24 protein-coding genes are annotated in these 26262 nt (G+C 45.4%); 22 read left to right on the plus strand and 2 right to left on the minus strand.

The annotated features are described in order from the left end of the window. Nucleotides 1-9 precede the first annotated feature (9 nt). The 6 genes from bcd to CU635_RS03035 all read left to right on the plus strand — a co-directional run bounded on the left by bcd (nt 10) and on the right by CU635_RS03035 (nt 7365). Nucleotides 10-1104 carry a branched-chain amino acid dehydrogenase gene (gene bcd / locus CU635_RS03010; RefSeq protein WP_101575685.1) on the plus strand — a complete coding sequence of 365 codons (1095 nt, stop codon included), beginning with the start codon at nt 10-12 and terminating at the stop codon, nt 1102-1104. A gap of 303 nt (nt 1105-1407) precedes the next feature. Further along, the gene (gene buk / locus CU635_RS03015) at nt 1408-2520 is read left to right on the plus strand and encodes a butyrate kinase (protein ID WP_373270849.1); all 1113 of its coding nucleotides are present in this window, start codon (nt 1408-1410) and stop codon (nt 2518-2520) included. A 13-nt stretch (nt 2521-2533) separates the two neighbouring features. Beyond that, nucleotides 2534-3955 carry a dihydrolipoyl dehydrogenase gene (gene lpdA, locus CU635_RS03020; protein ID WP_101575686.1) on the plus strand — a complete coding sequence of 474 codons (1422 nt, stop codon included), beginning with the start codon at nt 2534-2536 and terminating at the stop codon, nt 3953-3955. Nucleotides 3956-4014: 59 nt separating this feature from the next. Continuing rightward, entirely contained in the window at nt 4015-5010 is a 996-nt protein-coding gene (locus tag CU635_RS03025) for a thiamine pyrophosphate-dependent dehydrogenase E1 component subunit alpha (RefSeq protein WP_101575687.1), read from the plus strand. A 12-nt stretch (nt 5011-5022) separates the two neighbouring features. After that, on the plus strand, nt 5023-6009 hold the full coding sequence (locus CU635_RS03030; protein ID WP_101575688.1) for an alpha-ketoacid dehydrogenase subunit beta: 987 nt from the start codon (nt 5023-5025) through the stop codon (nt 6007-6009). A 30-nt stretch (nt 6010-6039) separates the two neighbouring features. After that, nucleotides 6040-7365, plus strand: a complete 1326-nt coding sequence (locus tag CU635_RS03035; RefSeq protein WP_101575689.1) for a dihydrolipoamide acetyltransferase family protein — start codon at nt 6040-6042, stop codon at nt 7363-7365. Nucleotides 7366-7426: 61 nt separating this feature from the next. Here CU635_RS03035 and CU635_RS03040 read toward each other — a convergent pair whose 3' ends face one another. Then, nucleotides 7427-7612 carry a hypothetical protein gene (locus tag CU635_RS03040; RefSeq protein WP_101575690.1) on the minus strand — a complete coding sequence of 62 codons (186 nt, stop codon included), beginning with the start codon at nt 7610-7612 and terminating at the stop codon, nt 7427-7429. Between the two features lie 223 nt (nt 7613-7835). On the opposite strand from CU635_RS03040, the gene CU635_RS03045 reads away from it, so the two are divergent. The 9 genes from CU635_RS03045 (at nt 7836) to CU635_RS03085 (ending at nt 17879) form a co-directional block, all read left to right on the plus strand. Next, nucleotides 7836-9710, plus strand: a complete 1875-nt coding sequence (locus CU635_RS03045) for a methylmalonyl-CoA mutase subunit beta (protein WP_245917294.1) — start codon at nt 7836-7838, stop codon at nt 9708-9710. Then, the gene (gene scpA / locus CU635_RS03050) at nt 9700-11895 is read left to right on the plus strand and encodes a methylmalonyl-CoA mutase (protein ID WP_101575692.1); all 2196 of its coding nucleotides are present in this window, start codon (nt 9700-9702) and stop codon (nt 11893-11895) included. Before CU635_RS03045 ends, scpA begins: the two co-directional genes overlap by 11 nt. Then, the gene (gene meaB, locus CU635_RS03055; RefSeq protein ID WP_101575693.1) at nt 11896-13020 is read left to right on the plus strand and encodes a methylmalonyl Co-A mutase-associated GTPase MeaB; all 1125 of its coding nucleotides are present in this window, start codon (nt 11896-11898) and stop codon (nt 13018-13020) included. 257 nt (nt 13021-13277) lie between these two features. After that, nucleotides 13278-13715: a BrxA/BrxB family bacilliredoxin gene (locus CU635_RS03060; RefSeq protein WP_101575694.1), complete on the plus strand. Its 438-nt coding sequence runs from the start codon at nt 13278-13280 to the stop codon at nt 13713-13715. Between the two features lie 295 nt (nt 13716-14010). Continuing rightward, nucleotides 14011-14802, plus strand: coding sequence for a transporter substrate-binding domain-containing protein (locus CU635_RS03065; protein WP_101575695.1), 792 nt, complete (start codon nt 14011-14013; stop codon nt 14800-14802). Nucleotides 14803-14894: 92 nt separating this feature from the next. Continuing rightward, nucleotides 14895-15554, plus strand: coding sequence for an amino acid ABC transporter permease (locus CU635_RS03070; RefSeq protein ID WP_101575696.1), 660 nt, complete (start codon nt 14895-14897; stop codon nt 15552-15554). Then, the gene (locus CU635_RS03075; RefSeq protein ID WP_101575697.1) at nt 15547-16269 is read left to right on the plus strand and encodes an amino acid ABC transporter ATP-binding protein; all 723 of its coding nucleotides are present in this window, start codon (nt 15547-15549) and stop codon (nt 16267-16269) included. The genes CU635_RS03070 and CU635_RS03075 overlap by 8 nt, the downstream gene beginning before the upstream one ends. 73 nt (nt 16270-16342) lie before the next feature. Then, entirely contained in the window at nt 16343-17341 is a 999-nt protein-coding gene (locus tag CU635_RS03080) for an aromatic acid exporter family protein (protein WP_101575698.1), read from the plus strand. Nucleotides 17342-17366: 25 nt separating this feature from the next. After that, nucleotides 17367-17879 carry a L,D-transpeptidase gene (locus CU635_RS03085; RefSeq protein ID WP_101575825.1) on the plus strand — a complete coding sequence of 171 codons (513 nt, stop codon included), beginning with the start codon at nt 17367-17369 and terminating at the stop codon, nt 17877-17879. A 40-nt stretch (nt 17880-17919) separates the two neighbouring features. Here the strand turns inward: CU635_RS03085 and prli42 are convergent, their stop codons facing one another. Beyond that, nucleotides 17920-18015, minus strand: a complete 96-nt coding sequence (gene prli42 / locus CU635_RS23180; RefSeq protein WP_180954994.1) for a stressosome-associated protein Prli42 — start codon at nt 18013-18015, stop codon at nt 17920-17922. A 227-nt stretch (nt 18016-18242) separates the two neighbouring features. Here prli42 and mce point away from each other — a divergent pair, with 227 nt between their 5' ends. The 7 genes from mce (at nt 18243) to CU635_RS03120 (ending at nt 26227) form a co-directional block, all read left to right on the plus strand. After that, nucleotides 18243-18677 (plus strand): methylmalonyl-CoA epimerase, encoded by a 435-nt coding sequence (gene mce / locus CU635_RS03090; RefSeq protein WP_101575699.1) that lies wholly within the window; start codon nt 18243-18245, stop codon nt 18675-18677. Beyond that, nucleotides 18661-20211: an acyl-CoA carboxylase subunit beta gene (locus tag CU635_RS03095; protein WP_101575700.1), complete on the plus strand. Its 1551-nt coding sequence runs from the start codon at nt 18661-18663 to the stop codon at nt 20209-20211. Before mce ends, CU635_RS03095 begins: the two co-directional genes overlap by 17 nt. Nucleotides 20212-20286: 75 nt before the next feature. After that, nucleotides 20287-21408: a M20/M25/M40 family metallo-hydrolase gene (locus tag CU635_RS03100; protein ID WP_101575701.1), complete on the plus strand. Its 1122-nt coding sequence runs from the start codon at nt 20287-20289 to the stop codon at nt 21406-21408. A gap of 131 nt (nt 21409-21539) precedes the next feature. After that, nucleotides 21540-22016, plus strand: coding sequence for a chemotaxis protein CheW (locus CU635_RS03105; RefSeq protein ID WP_101575702.1), 477 nt, complete (start codon nt 21540-21542; stop codon nt 22014-22016). A gap of 134 nt (nt 22017-22150) precedes the next feature. Next, entirely contained in the window at nt 22151-23437 is a 1287-nt protein-coding gene (locus tag CU635_RS03110; RefSeq protein WP_101575826.1) for a DNA polymerase IV, read from the plus strand. 187 nt (nt 23438-23624) lie between these two features. Next, on the plus strand, nt 23625-25034 hold the full coding sequence (gene gndA, locus CU635_RS03115) for an NADP-dependent phosphogluconate dehydrogenase (RefSeq protein ID WP_101575703.1): 1410 nt from the start codon (nt 23625-23627) through the stop codon (nt 25032-25034). A gap of 278 nt (nt 25035-25312) precedes the next feature. Continuing rightward, on the plus strand, nt 25313-26227 hold the full coding sequence (locus CU635_RS03120) for a DUF1002 domain-containing protein (protein ID WP_101575704.1): 915 nt from the start codon (nt 25313-25315) through the stop codon (nt 26225-26227). Nucleotides 26228-26262 lie beyond the last annotated feature (35 nt).

A 26262-nucleotide genomic window follows, 5' to 3' on the forward strand; every position in this document is an offset into this window, starting at 1 on the left:
GAAGTATTAATGGAAATCTTCAAGTATTTAGAACAATATGATTACGAGCAAGTAGTATTCTGCCAGGATAAGCAATCCGGGTTAAAAGCAATCATTGCGATCCACGATACAACGTTAGGCCCTGCTTTAGGCGGAACACGGATGTGGACCTATGATTCAGAGGAAGCGGCGATCGAGGATGCACTCCGCCTTGCCCGCGGCATGACCTATAAAAATGCAGCTGCAGGGCTAAACCTTGGCGGCGGGAAAACGGTTATTATCGGTGATCCCCGTAAAGATAAAAATGAAGAAATGTTCCGGGCGTTTGGCCGCTATATTCAGGGCCTAAATGGACGCTACATTACAGCTGAGGATGTGGGCACAACCGTTGCCGACATGGACTTGATTCATGAAGAAACGGATTATGTTACGGGAATTTCGCCTGCTTTTGGCTCTTCAGGGAATCCTTCACCGGTTACGGCTTACGGCGTCTACCGCGGAATGAAGGCAGCTGCTAAAGAAGCTTTCGGGACGGATTCTTTGGAGGGGAAAGTCGTCGCTGTCCAGGGAGTAGGAAATGTTGCCTATACTCTGTGTCGCCACCTCCATGAAGAAGGCGCCCAATTAATTGTTACTGATATTAATAAAGAAGCAGTTCAGCGTGCCGTTGAGGAATTCGGCGCCAGAGCGGTTGATATTAACGATATTTACAGTGTGGAATGCGATATTTATGCTCCCTGCGCTTTAGGTGCAGTAATCAATGATGAAACGATCCCGAAAATTAAAGCAAAAGTGATTGCCGGGGCAGCTAATAATCAACTAAAGGACACACGCCACGGTGATATCATCCACGAAATGGGAATTGTTTATGCGCCTGATTATGTTATTAATGCCGGCGGCGTGATAAATGTTGCTGATGAGCTTTACGGATATAACCATGAAAGAGCCATGAAAAAAGTTGAAATGATCTATAACAATATCGAAAAAGTCATCGAAATTGCGAAACGGGATGGAATTCCAACGTATAAAGCAGCGGATCGTATGGCGGAAGAACGCATCAGCAGAATGCAAAACTCCCGCAGCCAATTCCTGCAAAACGGCCATCATATCCTGAGCCGCAGGTAGTACGAAAAGCGAAAGCGCCTTGATCAGCCCCGACAGGCGTTGGAGGGCCTGGCAGTGAAGTCGTTTTTTGACTTCATTGACAGGACCGAAACGACCGAGGGGCTAGGCGCTGGAGCTGGACAAAGAAAAGCGAAAGCGCCCGCGGAGACAATTTTTTGAAGCTTGGCCAGTCTCGGCCATTTAAGAAGAAGGGGATTGAACGCTGAATATTCATTTCAGCGTCTTTCCCTTTTTGAGGATATACCTTAAATAAGAATAAGAGTATTCACAGAAGCTGCTTATTCTTATTAATTGGAGGTTTAGATGTTGCCAGAAAAGGAATATCGAATTCTCGTAATCAACCCGGGATCGACGTCAACGAAGATTGGTGTTTTCGATAATGAAATATCTGTTTTCGAAAAAACGATTCGCCATGAAGCAGACGTGATTAATCTATACGATAGCACGATTGATCAATATCAATTTCGCAAAAATACAATCTTGGAAACACTTGACATCGAGGGAATTAACATTTCGAAGCTCACTGCAGTTTGCGGGCGCGGGGGCTTGCTTCGGCCGATTGAGGGTGGTACATATGCTGTAAACGAACAGATGCTTTCCGATTTAAGAGCAGGGTATGCAGGGCAGCATGCCTCAAATTTAGGCGGTATTCTCGCTTTTGAAATCGCGAGCGGGCTCAATATTCCCTCCTATATTGTCGATCCAGTAGTCGTCGATGAACTAGAGCCGATCGCGCGTATTTCAGGTATGCCTTTAATTGAAAGAAAAAGCATTTTTCATGCGCTTAACCAGAAAGCAGTTGCCCGCCGAGTTGCCAAAGAATTGGGAAGAACATACGGAACTTTGAATTTAGTTGTTACCCATATGGGCGGCGGCATTACTGTCGGTGTCCATAAACAGGGAAAGGTCATCGATGTTAACAACGGGCTCCATGGAGACGGGCCGTTCAGTCCTGAACGGGCCGGGACGGTTCCGGCGGGAGATTTAGTGGCACTTTGCTATTCAGGTGATTTTTATCGTGAGGAAATGATGAAAAAACTAATCGGCCAGGGGGGGCTTGTTGGTTATCTTGGAACTAACGATGCAGTCAAAGTGGAGAAAATGATTGAAAAAGGCAATAATCAAGCAGAGCTGGTATACTCGGCAATGGCCTACCAGGTCGCTAAAGAAATCGGTGCAGCGAGCGCAGTCCTTGCCGGAAAAGTCGATGCGATTATTTTAACTGGCGGTCTTGCTTATGGCAGAGGCTTTGTAAAACAAATCAGTGACAGAGTCAACTGGATCGCAGATGTCATCGTCCATCCCGGTGAAAATGAACTTCAAGCATTAGCTGAAGGAGCATTGCGTGTACTTCGCGGTGAAGAGGATGTAAAGGCATACCCTGGCGCCACAAAAAATAAGGCGAGCGTCCAATAAGGAGGAGAGAATCTTGGCTCAAGAATACGATTTAGTTATTCTCGGCGGCGGAACGGGTGGATATGTAGCAGCGATCCGCGCTTCCCAACTGGGATTGAAAACGGCAATAGTTGAAAAAGGGAAATTGGGTGGTACATGCCTGCATAAAGGTTGTATCCCAAGCAAGGCTTTACTCAGGAGTGCGGAGGTTTTTGCGACAGCTAAGCGCGGGGAAGAATTCGGTGTCATGACCAGCGAAGTGACCATCAATTTTGCAAAGGTTCAAGATCGAAAAGACAAAATCGTCGATACTCTCCATAAAGGTGTCCAGCAGCTTATGAAAAAAGGGAAAATAGATGTGTATGAAGGGCTTGGCCGGATTTTGGGACCGTCGATCTTTTCACCAATGCCTGGAACGATTTCGGTTGAAATGAATAACGGCAGTGAAAATGAAATGCTCATTCCCAAGAACGTGATTGTTGCGACCGGTTCCCGCCCTCGAACACTGCCGGGACTGGAAGCTGACGGCAATTTGCTGCTAACCTCTGATGAAGCACTTGTCATGGAGTCGCTTCCCGAATCAATCATCATTGTCGGCGGCGGCGTGATCGGAATTGAATGGGCTTCCATGCTTTCCGACTTTGGGACGGAAGTAACGGTGATTGAATATGCAGATCGGATTATTCCAACGGAAGATAAAGAAATCTCAAAAGAAATGCAGCGTTTGATGAAGAAAAAGGGCGTTCGGATTGTTACAAGTGCGAAAGTTCTTCCTGAAACGATGCAACAAGGTGAAAACGTCACGATTTCCGCAGAAGTGAAAGGCGAGCAAAAAGAATTCACTGCAGCCAAACTGCTTGTTTCAGTCGGCCGTCAGTCAAATGTAGAAGGAATCGGCTTGGAGAATACAGATATTCAATTGGAAAATGGTTTTATCTCGGTAAACGAACATTTCCAAACAAAGGAGTCCCATATATACGCAATCGGAGATGTAATCGGCGGCCTCCAGCTAGCCCATGTAGCGTCACATGAAGGTATTATTGCTGTTGAGCATATCGCCGGCGAAAATCCTGTCCCGATCGATTATAGCCTCATCTCTAAATGTATTTACAGTACTCCGGAGGTTGCAAGTGTTGGTTATACAGAGGACGAAGCAAAAGAAAAAGGACGTACTGTCAAAGTCGGTAAATTCTCGTTTCGGGCAATCGGCAAGGCATTAGTGTTTGGTGAAGCTGACGGATTTGTCAAAATTGTTGCTGATCAAGAAACAAACGACATTCTAGGCGTTCATATGATCGGCCCCCATGTTACGGATATGATTTCCGAAGCGGGTCTCGCCCGTGTCCTTGATGCAACACCGTGGGAGATCGGCCATACGATTCATCCACACCCGACCCTTTCCGAAGCAATCGGTGAAGCCGCGCTTGCTGTGGATGGCAAAGCCATTCATGGCTGATAATAGTTGGCTTTTGTTTTATGAAATTCATTTACATATAAATTTCAGGAGGTAAAAAAATGGCTGAAAATCGTCATAAAGACTTAGGCTTAAGCGATGAGAAAGTATTGGAAATGTATGAAACGATGCTTTTAGCACGCCGAACCGACGAGCGTATGTGGCTTCTGAACCGTGCGGGGAAAATTCCATTCGTCATTTCGTGCCAGGGCCAGGAGGCAGCCCAAGTAGGAGCTGCATTTGCTCTTGATCGCGACAAGGACTATGTTCTGCCATATTACCGCGATATGGGCGTCGTGTTAACGTTCGGCATGACCGCAAAAGAACTGATGCTGTCAGGGTTTGCGAAAGCGGAAGATCCAAACTCAGGCGGCAGGCAAATGCCAGGACATTTCGGGCAGAGGAAAAACCGAATTGTGACCGGCTCCTCTCCGGTCACAACCCAAGTTCCCCATGCTGTTGGTGTGGCGCTGGCCGGGAGGATGTCAGGAGAAGATCTTGTCACCTTTGTCACCTTTGGAGAAGGATCGTCTAATCAGGGAGATTTCCATGAAGGCGCGAACTTTGCAGGGGTTCATAAGCTCCCTGTTATCTTTATGTGCGAGAACAACAAGTATGCTATTTCCGTACCGATTGAAAAGCAGCTCGCTTGCGAAAATGTTTCTGATCGCGCTATCGGTTACGGTATGCCGGGAGTTACCGTTGATGGAAATGATCCGCTTGAAGTTTACAAGGTTGTAAAACAAGCGGCGGACCGGGGACGCCGCGGTGAAGGTCCTACTCTTGTTGAAACAATTTCCTATCGCCTTACGCCGCACTCTTCCGATGATGATGATCGCAGCTACCGGGCTCCCGATGAAGTGGCTGAAGCAAAATCAAAAGACCCGATCATCACTTTCGGTGCTTATTTAAAAGAAACAGGCGTTTTGACTGACGAGCTTGAACTGGAAATCAATGACCGGGTGATGAAGCTCGTAAATGAAGCGACCGACTATGCTGAAAATGCACCATATCCAGAGCCGGAAGACGCTTTACGATATGTTTATGCTGAGAAGTAAGGGGGAACGAACATGGCAGTAATTTCTTATATTGATGCAATTACAATGGCAATGCGTGAAGAGATGGAGCGGGATTCGAAAGTATTTGTCCTTGGAGAAGACGTTGGGAAAAAGGGCGGCGTTTTTAAGGCGACCCAGGGGCTTTATGATCAATTTGGCGAACAGCGTGTCATTGACGACACTCCTCTCGCAGAATCAGCGATTGCCGGGGTCGGAATTGGTGCAGCGATGTATGGCATGAGGCCGGTTGCGGAAATGCAATTCGCTGATTTTATTATGCCTGCTGTCAATCAAATCATTTCCGAAGCAGCGAAAATTCGTTATCGTTCCAACAATGATTGGAGCTGCCCAATTGTTATACGTGCTCCTTATGGCGGCGGCGTCCATGGTGCACTCTACCATTCGCAATCAGTTGAAGCTGTGTTTGCGAACCAGCCTGGGCTCAAAATTGTCATGCCTTCCACTCCATATGATGTGAAGGGTTTGCTGAAAGCAGCGATCCGCGACGAAGATCCGGTCCTATTCTTTGAGCATAAGCGTGCCTATCGCTTAATTAAAGGAGAAGTACCGGCGGAAGATTACACTTTACCGATCGGTAAAGCAGATGTGAAGCGTGAAGGTGAAGATATTACCGTGATCACTTATGGCTTATGTGTTCATTTTGCCCTTCAGGCTGCGGAAAGGCTCGCGAAAGACGGCATTTCTGCCCATATTTTAGACTTAAGAACCGTCTATCCATTAGATAAAGAAGCAATCATCGAAGCTGCTTCAAAAACAGGGAAAGTATTGTTGTTAACAGAGGACAACAAAGAAGGAAGCATCATTAGTGAAGTATCCGCAATTATTGCTGAAAATTGTTTGTTTGACCTTGATGCCCCGATTATGCGATTGGCAGGTCCTGATGTTCCGGCGATGCCGTATTCTCCAACAATGGAAAAATACTTTATGGTCAACCCTGATAAAGTTGAAAAAGCAATGCGTGAGCTGGCAGAATACTAAAGCAGTCAATGTGAAAAGGAGGGTTACCCTTTGGCTATTGAACAAATTAAAATGCCCCAGCTAGGAGAAAGTGTCACGGAAGGTACGATCAGCAAATGGCTTGTTTCCGCAGGGGATAAAGTGAATAAGTACGATCCGCTTGCCGAAGTCATGACGGATAAAGTAAATGCGGAAGTGCCATCCTCTTTTACCGGCGTGATCAAGGAGTTGATTGCTGACGAAGGAGATACGCTCTCGGTCGGCGAGATCATTTGTACGTTAGAGGTAGACGGCGGAAACCGAGACGACGATCAGGAAAAGGAAAATTCGCATGCCGCAGGGCAGCAAGCAGAGGCGATCTCCGCTCCAGTAGCTGAAGGCAACAGAGCACGTTATTCACCTGCCGTTCTTAAGCTATCCCAAGAGCATAACATCGACCTTTCACAAGTAAATGGAACAGGTGCAGGCGGAAGGATTACCCGCAAAGATTTAATGAAAATCATTGAATCAGGAAACATTCCAAAAACTGGAGAAAAAACCGCTCCTGTTCGGCAATCAAAACAGCAGGAAACCGTGGCTGCCACCTCGTCTGGACATATGTATGAAACCGCCGTTCCAGCAGCAAATGAACGAGTCGATGCCTCGGAAACAAGTATAAATCCGCCTGTTACCACTGGGGATATCGAGATCCCGGTTACAGGAGTGCGCAAAGCGATTGCGGCAAATATGCTGCGCAGCAAGCATGAAGCTCCGCATGCATGGACCATGATTGAAGTAGATGCAACGGATCTTGTCGATTTCCGCAATGCTGTCAAAGATGATTTTAAGAAAAAAGAGGGCTTCAACTTGACCTTCTTTGCGTTCTTTGTCAAAGCTGCAGCCCAGGCCCTGAAAGAATATCCGCAAATTAATTCGATGTGGGCCGGCGACAAGATCATCCAAAAAAAGGATGTTAATATTTCGATTGCTGTAGCCACTGAGGATGCTTTGTTTGTACCAGTCATCAAACATGCCGATGAAAAAACAATAAAAGGCATCGCCCGTGAAATCTCCGAGCTTGCCGGGAAAGCTCGTTCCGGTAAACTTACATCAGCCGATATGCAAGGCGGTACGTTTACTGTTAACAACACAGGTTCGTTCGGTTCCGTTCAATCAATGGGGATTATCAATTATCCCCAGGCTGCTATCCTTCAGGTTGAATCGATTGTAAAGCGCCCGGTTGTGATGAACAACAGCATGATAGCTGTCCGCGATATCGTAAATCTCTGTATGTCGCTTGACCACCGCGTGCTTGACGGCTTTATTTGCGGCCGCTTCCTGCAGCGTGTCAAGGAAATCATTGAACATACATCAAAGGAAAACACAGCTATATTTTAAAAAAAATAAAGCCGCTGCAACTTGCAGCGGTTTACATATTATATCGAACATAAAAATCGGTTTACATTTCACGGCTGTCTAACCGAACGAGCATTTCGCTGAGCGCCAATGTAATGACCTCTCGTTCTCCGTAATCAATTATTGCATTGGAAGTGTATCCAACAGAATAAGCGCGTTCGGCCAACTTTTCTTTAATTTGTTTGCACATCCATTTGTGATAGTCAGAAAGCTCCATGTGTGTTTGCACAAACGTCACTCCTTTAATGGTACTATCCCCGTTCCATTGCCCTGTCAAACCCATTTAATGGGGGGTGTTGGAAAAATAGTGTCAGTTGAAAGGACTGCTACGATTGCCAGTTTTTCATATGTATACTAAAATAATCATGAACCGTTTATATTTTGAATTTTTAATATAATTCGCCCCACAACCGGGAAGGAGGGGAAAGCTGTCCAACTGGGTCAGCGTAATCATGATTAACGAAATGAAAAATAAGCGTTTTTCTGGCGTCACGATGGAAGATTGGCAACGAAAAGCAGAACAATCACTAAAAGGGAAGACGGTCGATTCCTTGGCAACGAATACATATGAATCGATTATTTTGAAACCGCTTTATTCAGGAGAGAATCGGAACGGAAGCCAATCACAGTATCCCGGTCAGCCCGATTTCCGCAGGGGTATAAACCCGCTCGGAATGGCCGCAAATGGGTGGCATATTGCACAAAAAATCACTTACACAGATCAACAAGATTTAAGAAACAAGCTTGAGGATTCACTGAAAAAAGGCCAGACAGCTGTTTCATTCGACGTAAGTAAACATGTTGACAAAAGCCTTCCCTTCATTTTGGATGGGATCTATGACCGCTATCCTTTCTGTATCAATGCTAAGGACGGACAAAGTCATTTTCTAAATGAACTGCTCAATTTGTCTGGAAGCCGAAATGAGAACGTGACCGGTTATGTTGGCATGGATCCGGTCGCACGGCTCGCTGAAACAGGGAAATTGCCGATAAAACTGGAAAGCGCTTATAAAAACTGGGCTGAACTGATTGAGAAAACCGATCAAATGCTGCCGAATCTGAAAACCGTTTTAATCGATACCATCCCTGTCCATAATAGCGGCGGAAATGCTGTTCAAGAGCTGGCAGTTGCGCTGGCAACCGGCAGCTATCATATTCAGCAGCTCCTCGAAAACGGCATCAATCTTGAGAAAATATTGGAGAAGATCGTGATTAAAATGGCGGTGGGTGCCAACTTTTTTATGGAGGTTGCCAAGCTGCGGGCAGCGAGGCTGCTCTGGTTGAAAGTAGCGGAAGCGTTTGGGGCAGGGCCTGAATCCGGAAGAGCGATTATCGCGGCGGAAACGTCGACGTTTACAAAAACCGTATATGATCCGTATGTGAATATACTGAGGAGCGGAAATGAGGCGTTTGCAGCAGTGTTGGGCGGTGTCCAGTACCTTCACGTCAATCCATATAATGACCCTGAAGACAGCCCAAATTCGCTTGCGGAACGGATTGCCCGCAACACACAGCTCCTGCTGAAGGAAGAATCTTATTTGAATAAAGTCGCCGATCCTGCCGGTGGATCATGGTATATCGAACACTTGACAGATGAGCTGGCACAAAAAGCGTGGGAAATGTTTTTAGAAATTGACGAGAAAAACGGGATTGCTGCTGTGCTCCGCTCTGGCTGGCTCCAGGAAAAAGTCGCTGACGTGAACAGGAAGAGGCAGGAAGATATCTTTATGCGAAAGCAGAGCATCATCGGGACTAATGTTTATGCCAATTTGCAGGACGTTCCTCTTCGTCCCAAGGCTGGATTCTCAATTCATGATGACGGCCGGGCAGCCGAAATGATTACCCCGTTAAAGAAGTCGCGTTTAGCGGAGCCATATGAAGCGTTACGAAAGAGAGCAGGAAAAATAGAAGCAGCACAAGGAGCAAAGGCGTTGGTCGGCTTGATCTGCCTTGGAGTGCTGAAGGAATATAAGGGAAGAGCCGACTTTGTCGCGGGATTTTTAGCACCGGCAGGGGTCCATTCGCACAGAAGCACACCAATAGATTCTATTGATGATGTCTATCCATTCATAGAAGAAACGGCTTTCAGCCATTATTGCCTGTGCGGCAGTAATGAAAGATATAGTTCTGAAGTAATCGAGACAGCACGGCTCCTGAAAGGCAGGTATCCGAAATTAAAGCTTTATTTAGCGGGGTTGCCGGAAGGGACAGAAAGAGAAGAATGGCGAAGAGCCGGAATCGATGAATTTATTCATATGCGAAGCAACTGCTATGCGACGCTTTCTGCGATGCTGACAGAAATGGAGGCCAATGACAATGAAGGATAAGCCTGATTTCAAAAGTGTAAAGCTTTTTTGCGATCAGCCTGCCCTTGATTCTGATGCCTGGAAAAAAGCAGCCGAGGCGGAGATTCGCGGCTCCATAGATGATCTTTTGTTTGAGACGAACGAGCAGATAAAACTTAAGCCGCTCTATACTTCTGATGATTTAAAAAACATTGAGCATCTAAATGACAAACCGGGAATCCCGCCGTACACAAGAGGGCCGTATCCAACGATGTATGTCAACAGGCCGTGGACTGTGCGCCAGTATGCCGGGTTTTCAACTGCCGAGGAAAGCAATGCTTTTTATCGCCGGAATTTGGAAATGGGCCAAAAGGGGCTGTCTGTTGCTTTTGATCTCGCAACCCACCGCGGCTATGATTCCGACCATGCCCGCGTCGTTGGAGACGTTGGAAAAGCGGGTGTTGCGATCGATTCAATACTTGATATGAAGACGCTCTTTGATGGAATACCGCTTGATCAGATGTCGGTGTCGATGACGATGAACGGAGCCGTCCTGCCGATTCTGGCATTCTTTATCGTCACGGCAGAAGAGCAGGGAGTGAGTCAGGAGAAGCTATCAGGTACAATACAAAACGATATTCTCAAAGAATACATGGTTCGTAACACGTATATTTACCCGCCGGAAATGTCGATGAAAATCATTGCCGATATTTTTGAATACACCGCGAATTACATGCCGAAATTTAACAGCATCAGTATCTCGGGATATCATATGCAGGAAGCAGGTGCACCTGCCGATATTGAACTTGCGTACACACTGGCAGACGGTCTCGAGTATGTAAGAACAGGAATGAAGGCCGGAATCGATATTGATTCATTTGCACCAAGGCTGTCATTTTTCTGGGCGGTTGGGATGAATTACTTTATGGAAGTCGCTAAAATGCGGGCCGCCCGCTTCATTTGGGCAAAAATGATGAAAAGCTTTGAACCGGGAAATTCTAAATCAATGGCACTTCGCACCCATTCGCAAACATCGGGGTGGAGCCTGACCGAGCAGGATCCTTTTAATAATGTAACGCGGACTTTGATCGAAGCGCATGCGGCGGCAATGGGCCATACGCAGTCATTACATACGAACGCCCTTGATGAGGCCATTGCCCTGCCGACTGACTTTTCAGCGAGAATCGCCCGCAACACCCAGTTATATTTGCAAGAGGAAACAGGAATTACGAAAGTGATTGATCCATGGGCGGGCTCGTACTACGTAGAAGCTTTGACAAATGAGCTGATCGAGCGGGCATGGGCTCACATCGAGGAGATTGAGAATCTCGGGGGAATGGCGAAAGCGATTGAAACTGGTCTTCCGAAAATGAAAATTGAAGAAGCAGCGGCCCGTCGCCAGGCCCAAATCGATTCAGGCAAAGAGACGATTATCGGCGTCAACCGTTACCGTCCTGAGCAAGAAGAACCGATTGACATATTGGATATAGACAACACGGCTGTCCGTTTAAGGCAGATCGAAAAATTGAAGCAGTTGAAAGATTTAAGGGATGACCATGAAGTCAAGGAAGCTTTAACAGCGCTCACGAAAGCAGCAGAAACGGGAGACGCGAACTTGCTTGAAATGGCCGTCAGGGCGGCAAGGGTGAGAGCTACCCTTGGCGAAATCTCGGATGCAATTGAAGCTGTTGCAAATCGCCATAAGGCTGTAATCCGGTCAATCAGCGGTGTATACAGCAGCCATTTCTCCAACGAAGAAGAAATTGCCGAAGTGAAAAAAATGACCGATGAATTTCTTGAAAACGAGGGAAGAAGGCCGCGGATTTTGATTGCAAAGATGGGCCAGGATGGCCATGACCGGGGGGCGAAAGTCATTTCGACTGCGTTTGCCGATCTCGGCTTTGACGTTGATATCGGCCCGTTATTCCAGACGCCGGCAGAAACGGCCCTTCAGGCTGTCGAAAATGATGTCCATGTGATCGGGATGAGCTCATTGGCAGCCGGCCATAAAACGCTGCTTCCGCAGCTTTTGGAAGAACTCCTGAAACTTGGCAGGGAAGATATTCTGGTCGTCATTGGCGGAGTCATACCTGCCCAGGACTACCAGTATCTATATGATCACGGTGCCGCAGCCATTTTTGGCCCGGGAACAGTGATTCCTGTCGCTGCCCAAAAAGTAATCAGATCGATTTATGAACGACTCGGGTATGAGGAAGTGGCACCGTAAATGAAGGATGAACAAAAACCCGTATGGAACGACCCGAACCGGCCCGATGATTTTGCGGGGGTGATCAGCAAAGGTGTTGAAGCAGGAACACCAGGAGTCTCCAGTAAAAAAAGCGGCCGTTTTCAAAAAAAAATTCCAGTTAATCTTGATGTTGCAAAGCTTGCTAAAGGCGTCCAGGAAGGTGATCGGAGCTATCTTGCAAGATCGATTACACTGATTGAAAGCAATGCTGAGCACCATTTTGCCAAAGCGCAGCAGCTCCTGCAACGATTGTTGCCCTATGCCGGAAATTCGATCAGGATTGGTATTACCGGTGTGCCCGGTGCGGGGAAAAGCACTTTTATTGAAGCGTTTGGCAGTTATTTGTGCGATCAAGGGCTACATGTTGCCGTCCTTGCTGTCGACCCGAGCTCAAAGATAAGCGGAGGGAGTATTCTCGGTGATAAGACGAGAATGGAGCTGCTTTCCAGGAACCCGCGCGCGTTTATCCGCCCGTCACCATCAGGCGGAAAGCTCGGCGGTGTCCACAGAAAAACAAGAGAAACGATGCTGCTATGTGAAGCGGCCGGTTTTGATGTGATTTTAGTAGAAACGGTCGGTGTCGGACAAAGTGAAGTGATCGTCAGGGACATGGTCGATTTCTTTATGTTGCTTGTGTTGACTGGAGCAGGCGATGAATTGCAGGGAATGAAAAAGGGAATTATGGAGCTGGCAGATGCGGTGGTTGTCAATAAAGCGGATGGTGCAAATAAACCAATCGCTGAAAAAACAAGACAAGAGTACAACCGCATTTTGCACTTTCTGCAGCCTGCCACAAAAGGATGGGCAACAGAGGCGCATACATGCTCAGCTCTTCATCAGCAAGGCATCAAGGAAATGTGGCAAACGATTGTGGCATTCAAAGAAAAAACAGAACAGAGCGGCTCTTTTGCAGAAAGACGGAGAAGCCAAACGAGAGAATGGATGTACGCCATGATCGTTGACCAGCTGCAAGCCGTTTTTTTTCATCATCCTGAAATTAAAGCCGAGTTGCCCAAGCTCGAAAACGAAGTGGTCTCCGGCCAGACAACGGTTACGTCGGCGGTGGACAGCTTATTTAAACTATTTTATCGGCACGGCCAATAGTAAAAAAAAGCGGATAGCGCCAATATGGCACTATCCATCATCTAGGGAGTTTAGGGGTATGGATCTAGCTGTATTATTTGTATTCCCGGTACGATAGGAGTTAAACTTATTTATGAATCTTTTTTGGCTTAATTGAAAACTTGGTCGCGATCTTGTTATCATAGAAAGAGGAATCACTCCAGGGCAGAGTTTAAGCAAATGATTACAATCCAAATTCTTTCTCTGCTAAAATTATTTCTAGAAAGGGAGCGATAATAATGAACATCGATTTCAATTTATTTATGAATGACGTTGTCCGCCAGGCCCGCCAGGAAATCGTAACGGCTGGATATGCAGAATTAACAACACCTGAAGAGGTAGAGCAGACGCTTACAAAGGAAGGCACCACATTAGTAATGGTAAATTCCGTGTGCGGCTGTGCCGGGGGAATTGCCCGTCCTGCTGCTGCTCATGCACTCCATTATGATAAGCGCCCCGATCAGCTTGTCACCGTTTTTGCAGGCCAGGACAAGGAAGCGACTGAAAAAGCAAGAGGCTATTTTACAGGATTCCCGCCATCCTCTCCGTCCTTTGCCTTATTAAAAGATGGAAAACTCGTAACGATGATCGAACGGCATGAAATAGAAGGACATGAACCAATGGCTGTTGTATCAAAACTGCAGCAAGCCTTCGAACAACATTGCGATGAAGTATGATAAATGAGCCCCGGAGCAGCATCCGGGGCTTTATTTCTTTCAAAAATCCCCGCAATTTAGGATTGCCTACTTAGCCTCTCCTATCTACTATTTTTGCAGCATAATAATTTCCACGATTAACCGAAAATTTATATTTAATAATATTCTTGCATAAATATAAAAATGTGTTAAAATTCATCTAGGTGAATATATATAAGCTCATAGATTGTACTTGAAAATTGATAGATATTTACTATAAAATAAAAGTTAATTACGAAAAATATTAATTTTCAGAAAAGTTATAGGAGGAAAATAAATGAAAAAAGCAATCGGATTATTTTTAATGAGCATATTATTAATCGGTCTGCTGGCCGCATGTGGCTCAACTGAAAAAAATTCAAGCGGCGGGCAAAACGGTGACGATAAAAAAGTGTTAACAATGGGAACATCGGCTGATTATCCGCCATTCGAATATGTTGATACAGCAAAGGGCGACGATTATATCGGTTTTGATATTGATCTTGCCAATGCCATCGGCAAAGAACTTGGCTATGAAATCGAAGTAAAGGACATGGATTTTGCCGGCTTGATCGAGGCATTGAAGGGTGGACAGGTCAATTTCGTCATGGCCGGGATGACGCCGACAGAAGACCGTAAGAAGAATGTTGACTTTAGCGATATTTATTTCACGGCAGAGCACATGATTGTTTCAAAGAAGGATAGCGGTATTGAAACAATTGAAGATTTACAAGGAAAGACCGTAGGGGTACAGCTTGGTTCGATTCAGGAAGGAAAAGCTGATGAAATTTCTGAACAGGTTGACATCAAGATCGAAAATCGCAATCGCATTCCGGAATTAATCCAGGAAATAAAAGCGGGGCGCTTTGATGCAGCCGTCATTGAAGATGTAGTTGCACAAGGATATTTCAAAAACAATCCGGATCTGACAGGATTTACTTTGAAAGATGATCCTGAAGAAGCAGGTTCCGCGATTGCCTTCCCGAAGGAAAGCGAACATACAGCTGAATTTAACAAAGTTCTAAATGAAATGAAAGAAAATGGCGAGCTTGATAAATTAATAGAAAAATGGTTCCGCAGCAAAGAATAGTTTGCCACAAATAAACAGCGTTCAGAAGGATCAGCCTTCTGAACGTTTTTTCCTTCAAATATTGCATTTTAGCGAGAGGATTGAGTATCTCAATGAATTTAGATTTTGCACAATTTATCCCCTCCTTGCCCTATATATTGAAAGGGATTGGCGTTACCCTTCAAATCGTCATCATGGCAGGGATTTTAGGCTTTGCATTTGGAATTATTTTAGCCTTATTTAAAATTGGTTCAATAAGAATTCTTGGCTGGATTGCCGATGCGTATACATCGGTCTTTCGCGGTACACCGCTTGTTCTCCAATTGATGATTATCTACTTCGGTTCACCGCAGCTGCTCGGCTATCAAATTGACGCTTATGTCGCAGCGGTACTTGCTTTTGGTTTGAATTCAGCAGCGTACATTTCCGAAATCATCCGGGCCGGGATTTTAGCAGTGGACAAGGGCCAGCGCGAAGCGGCGATGGCACTTGGCGTTCCATACAAGAGGATGATGTGGGATATCATTTTGCCCCAGGCATTAAAAAATATTTTACCGGCCTTAATGAACGAATTTATTACTTTAACGAAGGAATCGGCGATTGTGACGACAATTGGGGTATTGGATATTATGAGGCGTTCATACCAGGTTGGTGCTGAAAAATTCTCGTTTTTCGAACCACTGTTAATTGCCGGAATGATTTATTATGTCATGGTCATGACGTTAACGATTATCGGTAAAGCGATGGAAAGGAGGATGAGGCGCAGTGATTAAAATTGAAGATTTGCATAAGTCGTTTGGAAAGCTCGAAGTTTTAAAGGGAATTTCGACAGCGATTCATGATGGGGAAGTTGTTGCGATTATCGGGCCGTCCGGTTCGGGTAAGTCAACCTTTCTGCGCTGCATGAATCGGCTTGAAGATCCAACCTCAGGAAAAATTTGGATCGGCGAGCATGAAATTACCGATGATAAAACAAATATTATGAAAGTGCGTGAAAGTGTCGGGATGGTCTTTCAGCATTTTCATCTTTTTCCTCATAAAACAGCCCTGGAAAACTTAACTTACGCGCCGATGAAGGTAAAAGGATTATCGAAGCAGGAAGCAGAGCAGAAGGGGCTTGAACTGCTCGCTAAAGTCGGATTGTCCGATAAAGCTCATGAATATCCAAACAGATTATCAGGCGGACAAAAACAGCGTGTCGCCATTGCCCGTGCTCTCGCCATGGATCCCGAAGTGATGCTGTTTGATGAGCCGACGTCAGCGCTCGATCCCGAGATGGTAAAGGAAGTATTGGAGGTCATGAAGTCGCTTGCCCACACAGGAATGACAATGGCGATCGTCACCCACGAAATGGGCTTTGCCCGGGAGGTGGCCGACCGCGTTCTATTCCTCGACGGCGGCATACTTGTTGAAGATGCGCCTCCGGCTGAATTTTTCAGTGCGGCTAAAAGCCAGCGTGCCCAGGATTTCTTGCAAAAAATGCTATAAAAGGTTTATCCTTAATAAAAAGATGGTCAGCTTTGATCATCTTTTTTTCATAAGAAATGTAGGAGAAATTTTGATGAAGAAATTCAGAATTGGCTATCGCACACTCAAAACCGCATTAGGAACTGCTCTAGCTATTATTTTGGCACAGTACGTCGGGCTGCATAATTTTGCTTCCGCCGGAATATTAACAATTTTATGCATTCAAGTCACGAAGAAAAAATCGTTAAGGGCGTCATGGGATCGATTTTTAGCATGTTTGGTGGCGATGCTTTTTTCGGTGCTGTTGTTTGAGGGGCTTGGCTACCACCCGCTCGTCATTGGTTTACTGTTGCTTGTTTTTATTCCGACAGCAGTGATGCTCCGGGTAAGCGACGGGATTGTCACAAGCAGCGTGATAATTTTACATATTTATTCATCAGGCAATGTTACGGGCGGGGTACTAATGAATGAATTAGGGCTCATCGTTATCGGAATCGGCATTGCATTAATAATGAATCTTTATATGCCAAGTGTCGAAGGCAGGCTCGAAGACTATCAGCGCCAAATCGAAGCTCATTTTAAAACAATTTTTAAAGAAATTGTCCGTTATTTGCGCACCAATGAAAGTGATTGGGATGGACGTGAAATTACGGAAACGGCGAGATTGATTGATGAAGGAAAATCGCTCGCCTTTCGCGATGTTGAAAACCATTTTTTGCGGGATGAGAACTTTTACTATCATTATTTTAAAATGAGGGAAAAACAATTTGAGATTCTCGAAACGGTTCTTCCGACGGTAACTTCAATTTCGCTGCCTGTGAAACAGGGGAAAATGATCGCTGACTTTATTGAAGAATTATCGGGGAACATCCATCCGGGAAATACGGCAGTCTTTTTTATTGAAAAGCTGCTACGGATGAGGGTTGAATTTGAGCAGATGGAACTGCCGACGACGAGGGAAGAGTTCGAAGCACGGGCTGCCCTCTGGCATTTTTTTAAAGAAATGGAACGATATTTAATTTTAAAAAGTTCATTCAAAGGAATAAATTCGAAGCGAGAGGTGCATGAAAAGACGGAAGCAGAAGCAAACTAGGGGAAATAAATGGGCAGGTGTTGAAATGCTGAGGCTGCTATCTGCATTGCTTGTTTTGCTGTCGATTTCCCCAATCTGGCCGCTTGGCCCCAATCCGCTTCCCGGTGATGCATTCGTCATCGTCAACAAAACAACGAACCAGGTTGCGTTAATCGATGATAACCGGGTCCAGACAGTGATTAGTGCGGCAACCGGGAAAAACGAAGATCTTACTCCTGAAGGCTTTTTTACAGTTACTGTTAAAGCGGTGGCTCCTTATTACCGCAAAAAAGACATACCAGGCGGGCATCCTGACAACCCGCTCGGATCAAGATGGATCGGTTTTGATGCCGCAGATACGGACGGACGCATATATGGAATTCACGGGACAAATGATCCTTCCTCTATTGGAAAATATATTTCACAAGGGTGCATCCGTATGCAAAACGAGGCAGTCGAATCACTGTACGATTATATACCCGTCGGCACACGCATTCTCGTAACTTCGACGGGCAAAAGCTTTGAAGAATTAGGAGCCGAATATGGGGCGCTAGAATAAAAAGGACTGTTCAACTTTTGAACAGTCCTTTTACCGTCTTCTATAAAAACATCGTTAGTCCCATCATGAGTGTCGATGCGAGCATGATAAAAATCATTAAGTAAACTACTATTTTTCTTGCCTTTCGATTTGACATTAAATCTCCTCCTAAACTTAGATCTACCTCTATCTATTATTTTACTAGGAAAAGCGATCATGAACAACCGCTCAGGTCGATGAAGGATTTTTGGAATTTTCGTCGAATAATTTAAAGTATTAAGTATATTCTATTAAATTTATTACTTGCTTGCCAGACTTGCATGTTGCCATGCCAGGACATGCAGGTCTGGTCTGACATATTTGTATACATTAAAGGAGGGGAAAATGATGATTAAAAAGGTTGATCATATCGGCATCGCCGTGAAATCAATTTTGGAAGCGCTGCCTTTCTATACAGAAATTCTCAACCTACCATTAATAGGTATGGAAGAGGTAGCAAGCGAGAAGCTTAAAGTGGCGTTTTTAGATGCAGGAAATATAAAGCTTGAGCTATTGGAGCCAATCGCAGCCGACAGTGCGGTGGCTAAATTTATTGAGAAACGCGGGGAAGGAATCCATCATGTTGCTTTTGGCGTTGAATCGATTCAAGAGCGAATCGAAGAAATCAGGACAAAAGGAATCAAGATGATTCACGATATTCCGAAAACTGGAGCTGGCGGGGCACTTGTTGCTTTTATGCATCCGAAATCAACAGGCAGTGTCCTCTTTGAATTATGTGAAAAGAAAGGACTGAGGGAACAGAATGGCGGACATCTATGAGAAAATAAATGAACTGTATGACCGCCGCCGCGAGGTAGAAATGGGCGGGGGAGACGAACGAATTGAAAAGCAGCATGAGAAAGGGAAGCTGACGGCGAGAGAGAGAATTGAATTGCTCGTAGATCCCGGTACGTTTGTTGAACTGAATCCATTTATTGAACACCGCTCGACAGATTTTGGGCTTGATAAACAAAAAGGCCCTGGAGACGGGGTGGTCACAGGTTACGGTAAGGTAAATGGCCGCCCGATTTATTTGTTTTCACAGGATTTTACCGTTTTTGGCGGTGCCTTGGGGGAAATGCATGCGAACAAAATTGCCAGCGTGATGGATTTGGCGGCAAAAAATGGAGCGCCTTTTATCGGCTTAAATGATTCCGGCGGAGCAAGAATCCAGGAAGGCGTTGTCTCATTGGATGGCTATGGCCAGATATTTTACCGAAATGCCATTTACTCCGGCGTCATTCCGCAAATATCGGTGATCCTCGGTCCATGTGCCGGCGGGGCGGTTTATTCTCCAGCGATTACCGACTTTGTATTTATGGTTGAGCAAACGAGCCAAATGTTTATTACCGGCCCGAAAGTAATTGAAACCGTTACAGGAGAAAAGATTTCCTCTGAAGATCTTGGCGGCGCTAAAGTACATAATGCGATTAGCGGTAATGCGCATTTTCGGGGTAAGACAGAGCAGGAGGTGATTGAGCAAGTTCGAGAGCTGTTAAGCTATTTGCCGCAAAATAATCAAGAAAAACCGCCTCATAAGGAAGCCGATGAAATAGAAGATTATCGCCCTGATTTAACCGATGTGATTCCTTTTGATGCGGTTAGGCCGTACGATGTCAGACTTGTTGTTGAACAAGTCGTTGATGAGGACTCTTTTTTGGAAGTACATAAGGACTTTGCAAAAAATATCGTCGTCGGGCTTGCACGGATCAAAGGAGAAGTTGTCGGGCTTGTTTGCAACCAGCCAAAAGTGATGGCAGGCGGCCTTGATATTGATAGTTCAGATAAAGCGGCAAGGTTTATCCGTTTTTGTGATTCTTTCAATATACCGATCATCACTTTTGAAGACGTAACCGGATTTTTCCCTGGGATTAAGCAGGAGCATGGTGGTATCATCCGCCACGGGGCAAAAATTTTATACGCTTATTCAGAAGCAACGGTTCCGAAATTGACGGTTATTTTAAGAAAAGCGTACGGAGGGGCGTATGTTGCGTTAAACAGTAAATCGATCGGTGCTGATCTCGTCTTTGCCTGGCCAAATGCAGAAATTGCTGTCATGGGTCCGCAGGGGGCAGCGAATATCATCTTTGCGCGCGAAATCCAAAACAGCGCTAAACCTGAAGCAACAAGGGCGCAAAAGATCGAAGAATACCGGGAGAAATTTGCCAATCCGTATGTGGCCGCTAGCAGAGGCATGGTCGATGATGTGATCGACCCGCGAGAAACGAGAATTAAATTGGTCCAGGCACTTGAAATGATGCGGAATAAGAAAGAAACCCGCCCTCTTAAAAAGCATGGCAACATCCCGCTTTAAACGTGCTCATTCATTGCTTGATGAATATCGTAAAAGGTATACTAGCATAGTGAGCATATAACAGGGGGTAATAAAATGATCAATCAGGAACGTCTATTAAATGAGTTTCTTGAGTTAGTGCAAATCGATTCGGAAACGAAACATGAAACTGAAATTGCTAAAGTTTTAAAACAGAAATTCAGAGATTTAGGATTAGAAGTTTACGAAGACGATACAACCGCGCAAACCGGTCATGGTGCCGGGAATCTCATTTGTACCCTGGGCGGGACTAAAGATGGTGCAGACACGATTTATTTTACATCCCACATGGACACAGTTGTCCCTGCCAATGGAGTAAAGCCTTCTATTAAAGACGGATATGTAGTGACCGACGGAACAACGATTCTCGGGGCGGATGATAAAGCCGGGCTCGCGGTCATGCTTGAAACGGTCCGCGTCTTGAAGGAAGAAAATCTTCCCCATGGGACGATTCAATTTATTATTACCGTGGGGGAAGAATCCGGCCTCATTGGTGCCAAAGCGCTTGATCCTTCCTTACTAAAAGCGAAATACGGCTTTGCGCTGGACAGCGATGGCAAGGTTGGAAACGTCGTTGTTGCAGCTCCTACCCAGGCCAAAGTGGCAGCGATTATCCACGGCAAAACGGCCCATGCCGGTGTTGCTCCTGAGAAGGGTGTTTCTGCGATTACGATTGCGGCCAAAGCGGTCTCAAAAATGCCGCTTGGCAGAATTGATGAAGAAACAACTGCCAATATCGGCCGCTTTGAAGGCGGGACACAGACGAATATAGTTTGTGACAGGGTTGACATATTAGCGGAAGCGCGCTCGCTGATCCCGGAAAAAATGGAAGCCCAGGTCCGCAAGATGAAGGCAGCTTTTGAAGCAGCTGCAGAGGAACGAGGCGGAAAAGCTGATGTCGATATTCAGGTTATGTATCCCGGCTTCAAGTACGGTGACGGAGACCATGTTGTTGAAATAGCCAAAAAAGCAGCCGCAAGAATCGGCCGCAGCTGCGAACTCCAAAAAAGCGGGGGCGGCAGCGATGCCAACGTGATCGCCGGTTTCGGCATCCCAACGGTCAATCTCGCTGTCGGTTATGAGGAAATTCATACAACTAACGAGCGGATGCCGATTGAAGAGTTAAACAAACTTGCAGAAATGGTGATTGCCATTATCGCGGAAGTAACTGAAGCTTAACCAATGAGGGAGCCATTGTGGTTCCCTTTTTCATATAAAAATTCCTATTTACTATAGACAAATGACCTAGGTAATTTGTAATATAAAAGGTAGGTAAATATTGGTGTGTTTATATAATAGGGGGAATGAACGTGAGTGAAATAAAAAAAGTGGTTGTTTTTCAGGTGGGAAGTGAAGATTATGCGATCCCAATCGAAAATGTTATCTCCATCGAAAAAATGGAGGGGGCAACGCCGATTCCCCACCTTCCGGAATATGTAAACGGGATTGTTAAGGTAAGAGGAGAATTAATACCTGTCATCGACTTTGAAAACATTTTATATAAGCGCAGTTTGGAGATCACTGAGCAAACAAGATTAATCGTCCTGCAAACAGATGATCTGGCGCTTGGCGTACTTGTGAAAGATGCGAAAGAAATTCTCGATATCCCGTCCGATGCTCTAAAGCAGATCGGCTTAATCGCCTATCAAAAGACAAATTACTTCACCGGTGTAGCCAATCTGGATCAGCGTCTTATCACGATTATCGATCCATCCATTCTAGTCCAGTCGCTTGAAGGGATCAAAGAGATTCGAGAACATATGCAGGGTCAGGCACAAACAAATTAATTTTCAAACAGGAAACAGCTCTTCGATTGGGCTGTTTTTTTTAATTGGCCTAAAAAGCGCTGGTCAAGAACGTGTGTTTGTGAATGATTTCTGGTAAAATAAAGACAGAATCCGAAAATCAGGGAAGTGCCGGCATGAAAGAGATGTATCCAAAAAAGGGCCGAGTCATTTTGCACGTAGATATGAACAGTTTCTATGCTTCTGTCGAGATGGCATATGATCCATCTTTGAAGGGGAAGCCGCTTGCGATTGCCGGCAATGTTGAAGAACGGCGCGGCATTATTGTAACCTGCAGCTATGAGGCAAGGAAATTCGGCGTTAAAACAACGATGACTTTATGGGAAGCCCGCAAGCTTTGTCCACAGCTGATTGTCAAAAAGCCGAATTTTGAAAGATATCGGGCCGCTTCAATTGGAATGTTCGAGATCCTGCGGCAATTTTCCGACCTCGTCGAGCCGGTTTCAATCGATGAAGGGTATATGGATATCACGGAAAGCCATGAACTTGGCGAACCGCTTCTAATAGCCGAAACGATCCAAAACAGGATTTATGAGCAGCTTGACCTGCCCTGCAGCATCGGGATTGCTCCGAATAAATTTCTTGCCAAAATGGCATCCGATATGAAAAAACCAATGGGGATTACAATCCTAAGAAAGCGCGATGTACCAAAAATTCTCTGGCCGCTGCCTGTCGGGGAGATGTATGGGATCGGTAAAAAGACGGCTGAAAAATTAGCTGCAATTGGAATTCACACAATTGGCGATCTCGCGGCCGCAGATCTGATTCCTTTGAAGAAGCACCTCGGGATTAATGGAGCGAGGCTGAAAGAACGCGCGAACGGCGAAGACCGCAGGCCCGTTGACCCTGAATCTGTGTCCGATTTTAAAAGCGTCGGCAATTCGACGACCCTTCCAAAGGATGTCGCCAATCAGCAGGCTCTTCTTCATGTTCTTGAAGGCCTGTCCGAAAAGGTGGCAATCAGGCTGAAGAGAAAGCAGGTTGTCGCGGCAAACATTGCAGTGACAATCCGCTATAAGGACAGAAAAACCATTACGAGAAGCAGAAAGCTCGACAACCCGATCAGCCGCAAAGAGGAAATACATTCTGCGGCCGGACAGCTTTTTTTAAAGCATTGGAACGGTGACCCGGTCAGGCTGTTGGGAGTCACCGGGACAGATCTTCAGGAAAAAGGACAGGCAATCAAACAGCTTGATCTATTTTCGTTTGAAGAAGACGCTAAAAAGGAGCCCCTGCTGCAAACGGTTGAAAAGCTGAGGGAGAAATATGGCAAACATATCATCGAACATGCAGGGTCACTGGCGGACAAGGACGGACAGAATCCGAAAATTGGCACAGATACAAGCTTCAACAAAGATTTTTTGCATACATTTCCGAGTGAGCAAGATAAAAAAAATGAATAAAGCATCAGCCGCTCTGGATGAATTCGCCTGTAAACGTTTAAATTAAGGATAACAGGGTTGTTTAGTTGCATCTCAATTTGAAACTTGCTAAAGTTAAGTGGGTTATTCTATATGATCCATTGCTGCAGATACTGGCAGTTAATGTGTGGTTGAATACATTTTTAGGTTTAGAAGGGACGTTTTTTACATGACAAAACAACAAATCGGCGTCATCGGTTTGGCGGTAATGGGAAAAAACCTCGCCATGAATATCGAGAGCAGGGGCTATACAGTCTCTGTTTATAACCGCTCCCGTGAAAAAACGGACGAGATGCTTGAGGAAACACAGGGAAAAAACATTATTGGTACATACTCTATGGAAGAATTCGTTCAATCTCTTGAGATTCCCCGCAAAATTTTACTTATGGTCAAAGCGGGTGGACCAACAGACGCTACGATTGAGCAATTAAAGCCGCTCCTCGACAAAGGCGACATTGTCATCGATGGCGGAAATACATTCTTTGTTGATACACAACGCCGCAATAAGGAGTTGAGCGAGCTCGGCATCCATTTTATCGGAACTGGTGTCTCCGGCGGTGAAGAAGGCGCGCTGAAGGGTCCTTCCATCATGCCAGGCGGCCAGAAGGAAGCCTATGATCTCGTTGCACCTATATTTAAAGACATTTCCGCTAAGGTAAACGGTGAGCCTTGTACGACTTACATTGGTCCCGATGGTGCCGGCCATTACGTGAAAATGGTTCACAACGGAATCGAATATGGCGATATGCAGCTAATTTCCGAATCGTACTTCCTGTTAAAAAATGTGCTTGGCTTAAGCGCAGGGGAACTGCATGAAGTGTTTGCCGACTGGAATAAGGGTGAGCTTGACAGCTACTTAATCGAAATTACCGCGGACATCTTCACAAAAGTGGATGAAGAAACAGGAAAACCGCTCGTTGATGTGATTCTTGATACAGCGGGACAAAAGGGAACAGGAAAATGGACGAGCCAAAGCGCGCTCGATTTGGGCGTGCCGCTGCCAATTATTACTGAGTCCGTGTTTGCCCGCTTCATTTCAGCTATGAAGGAAGAACGTGTTCATGCAAGCAAAATTTTAAGCGGACCAGAGGTTCAAGCTTTTACCGGTGACAGACAAGCGTTTATTGAATCAGTTCGCAAGGCATTGTACATGAGCAAAATCTGTTCTTACGCCCAAGGTTTTGCGCAAATGCGGGCTGCTTCCGAAGAATACGGTTGGGACCTCCAGTACGGTGAAATCGCGATGATTTTCCGAGGCGGATGTATCATTCGTGCCCAGTTCCTGCAAAAAATCAAAGAAGCGTATGACCGTGATCCAGGCCTGAAAAACCTGCTGCTTGATCCTTACTTTAAGGAGATTGTTGAAAGCTACCAAAAGGCATTGCGTGAAATAATCGGGTCGGCCGTCCAAAACGGAATTCCGGTACCGTCATTCGCAGCTGCTCTTTCCTATTATGACAGCTATCGCACTGAGACGCTCCCGGCGAACCTGCTTCAAGCGCAACGCGATTACTTCGGTGCCCATACGTACCAACGAATCGACAAAGAAGGAATTTTTCACACTGAGTGGATGGAATAAAACAAAAACAGTGCACCTATATGGGGAGCACTGTTTTTTTCTACCCGCAGCACCAGACATAATAATTTTATGCCCAACCTGACAGCCAATAACGTATTGACACAAGCCCAATGCCAAGCAGCGGTTTCAATTGCCGGGAGCAGGGTATACGGTTATCGTGAAATGTTGCGAAAGGATAATAGGTCTGAAATGATCATTTTGATTAAAAATGAAACTTTTCCCCGATAAAAACAGTCAATAACAATAGAATTCTTTTAAAAAGAAAAGGAGAACAATCCATGTTGAGACGATCTTTAAAATGGTTTGCGATGTTTGTGGTATTATCATTGATGTTTACTATAAACGGAACCGCCTTTGCAGACAGCGGGAAAGAAGAAGAGAGCATTAACGAAAAATTCGGCCTGCCGATTGTCGTCTACGGCGAAGCCTTATCAGAAGCACAAAAAGATAAAGTCCGTGAGTTACTTGAAGTGACGGATCCGAGCAAAGTGGAGGAAATCACCGTGACCGGAGAGGATCTGGTCCATTATATAAAAGGTGATCCCCATTCAAATATGTATTCCTCAGCTAAAATAACACGAAAAGATGCTGGCGAAGGCCTCGTGATCAATCAGGTGACGCCGGAGAACATTACCGAAGTAACCGATGAAATGTATTCAAATGCTTTGTTAACCGCAGGTGTTGAAGACGCCGTTGTTGATGTTGCTTCACCGGTGAAGGTGAGCGGCCATTCTGCCTTAGTCGGCATTTATAAAGCTTACGATCAGGGAGAGGGTGCTCCACTGGATCAGGAGCGCACGGAGGTTGCCAATGATGAATTAAATCTGGCTACCGATCTGGCAAAAAAGGAAGGGCTTGATCAAGACAAGGTGAGTGAGTTGCTGACGGAGATCAAGAAGGAAATTGCTGAACAAAATCCGGCGACAAAAGAAGAAATCGAGCAAATTGTTGATGACAAGCTTAAGGCGCTTGAAATCAATTTAAGTCCGGAAGACAGGCAGCTTTTGATTGATCTGTTTGAAAGAATGCGCGCTTTGAATATAAATTTTGACAATGTCCGAAACCAGCTTGAGGATTTAACGAGTGACATTCAGAAAAGGATTGATGAAGCTGTTGGTAATGAAGGCTTTCTCCAATCTGTTTCAAATTTCTTTAAAGAATTGATCGACAGCATTAAAGGCTTGTTTTCATAAGAATTTAGAGGAATCGGGATATAAAATACCCCCTG

Origin of the sequence: Bacillus canaveralius (genome assembly GCF_002860125.1) — a bacterium.
Classification (GTDB): Bacteria; Bacillota; Bacilli; order Bacillales; family Cytobacillaceae; genus Bacillus_BJ; species Bacillus_BJ canaveralius.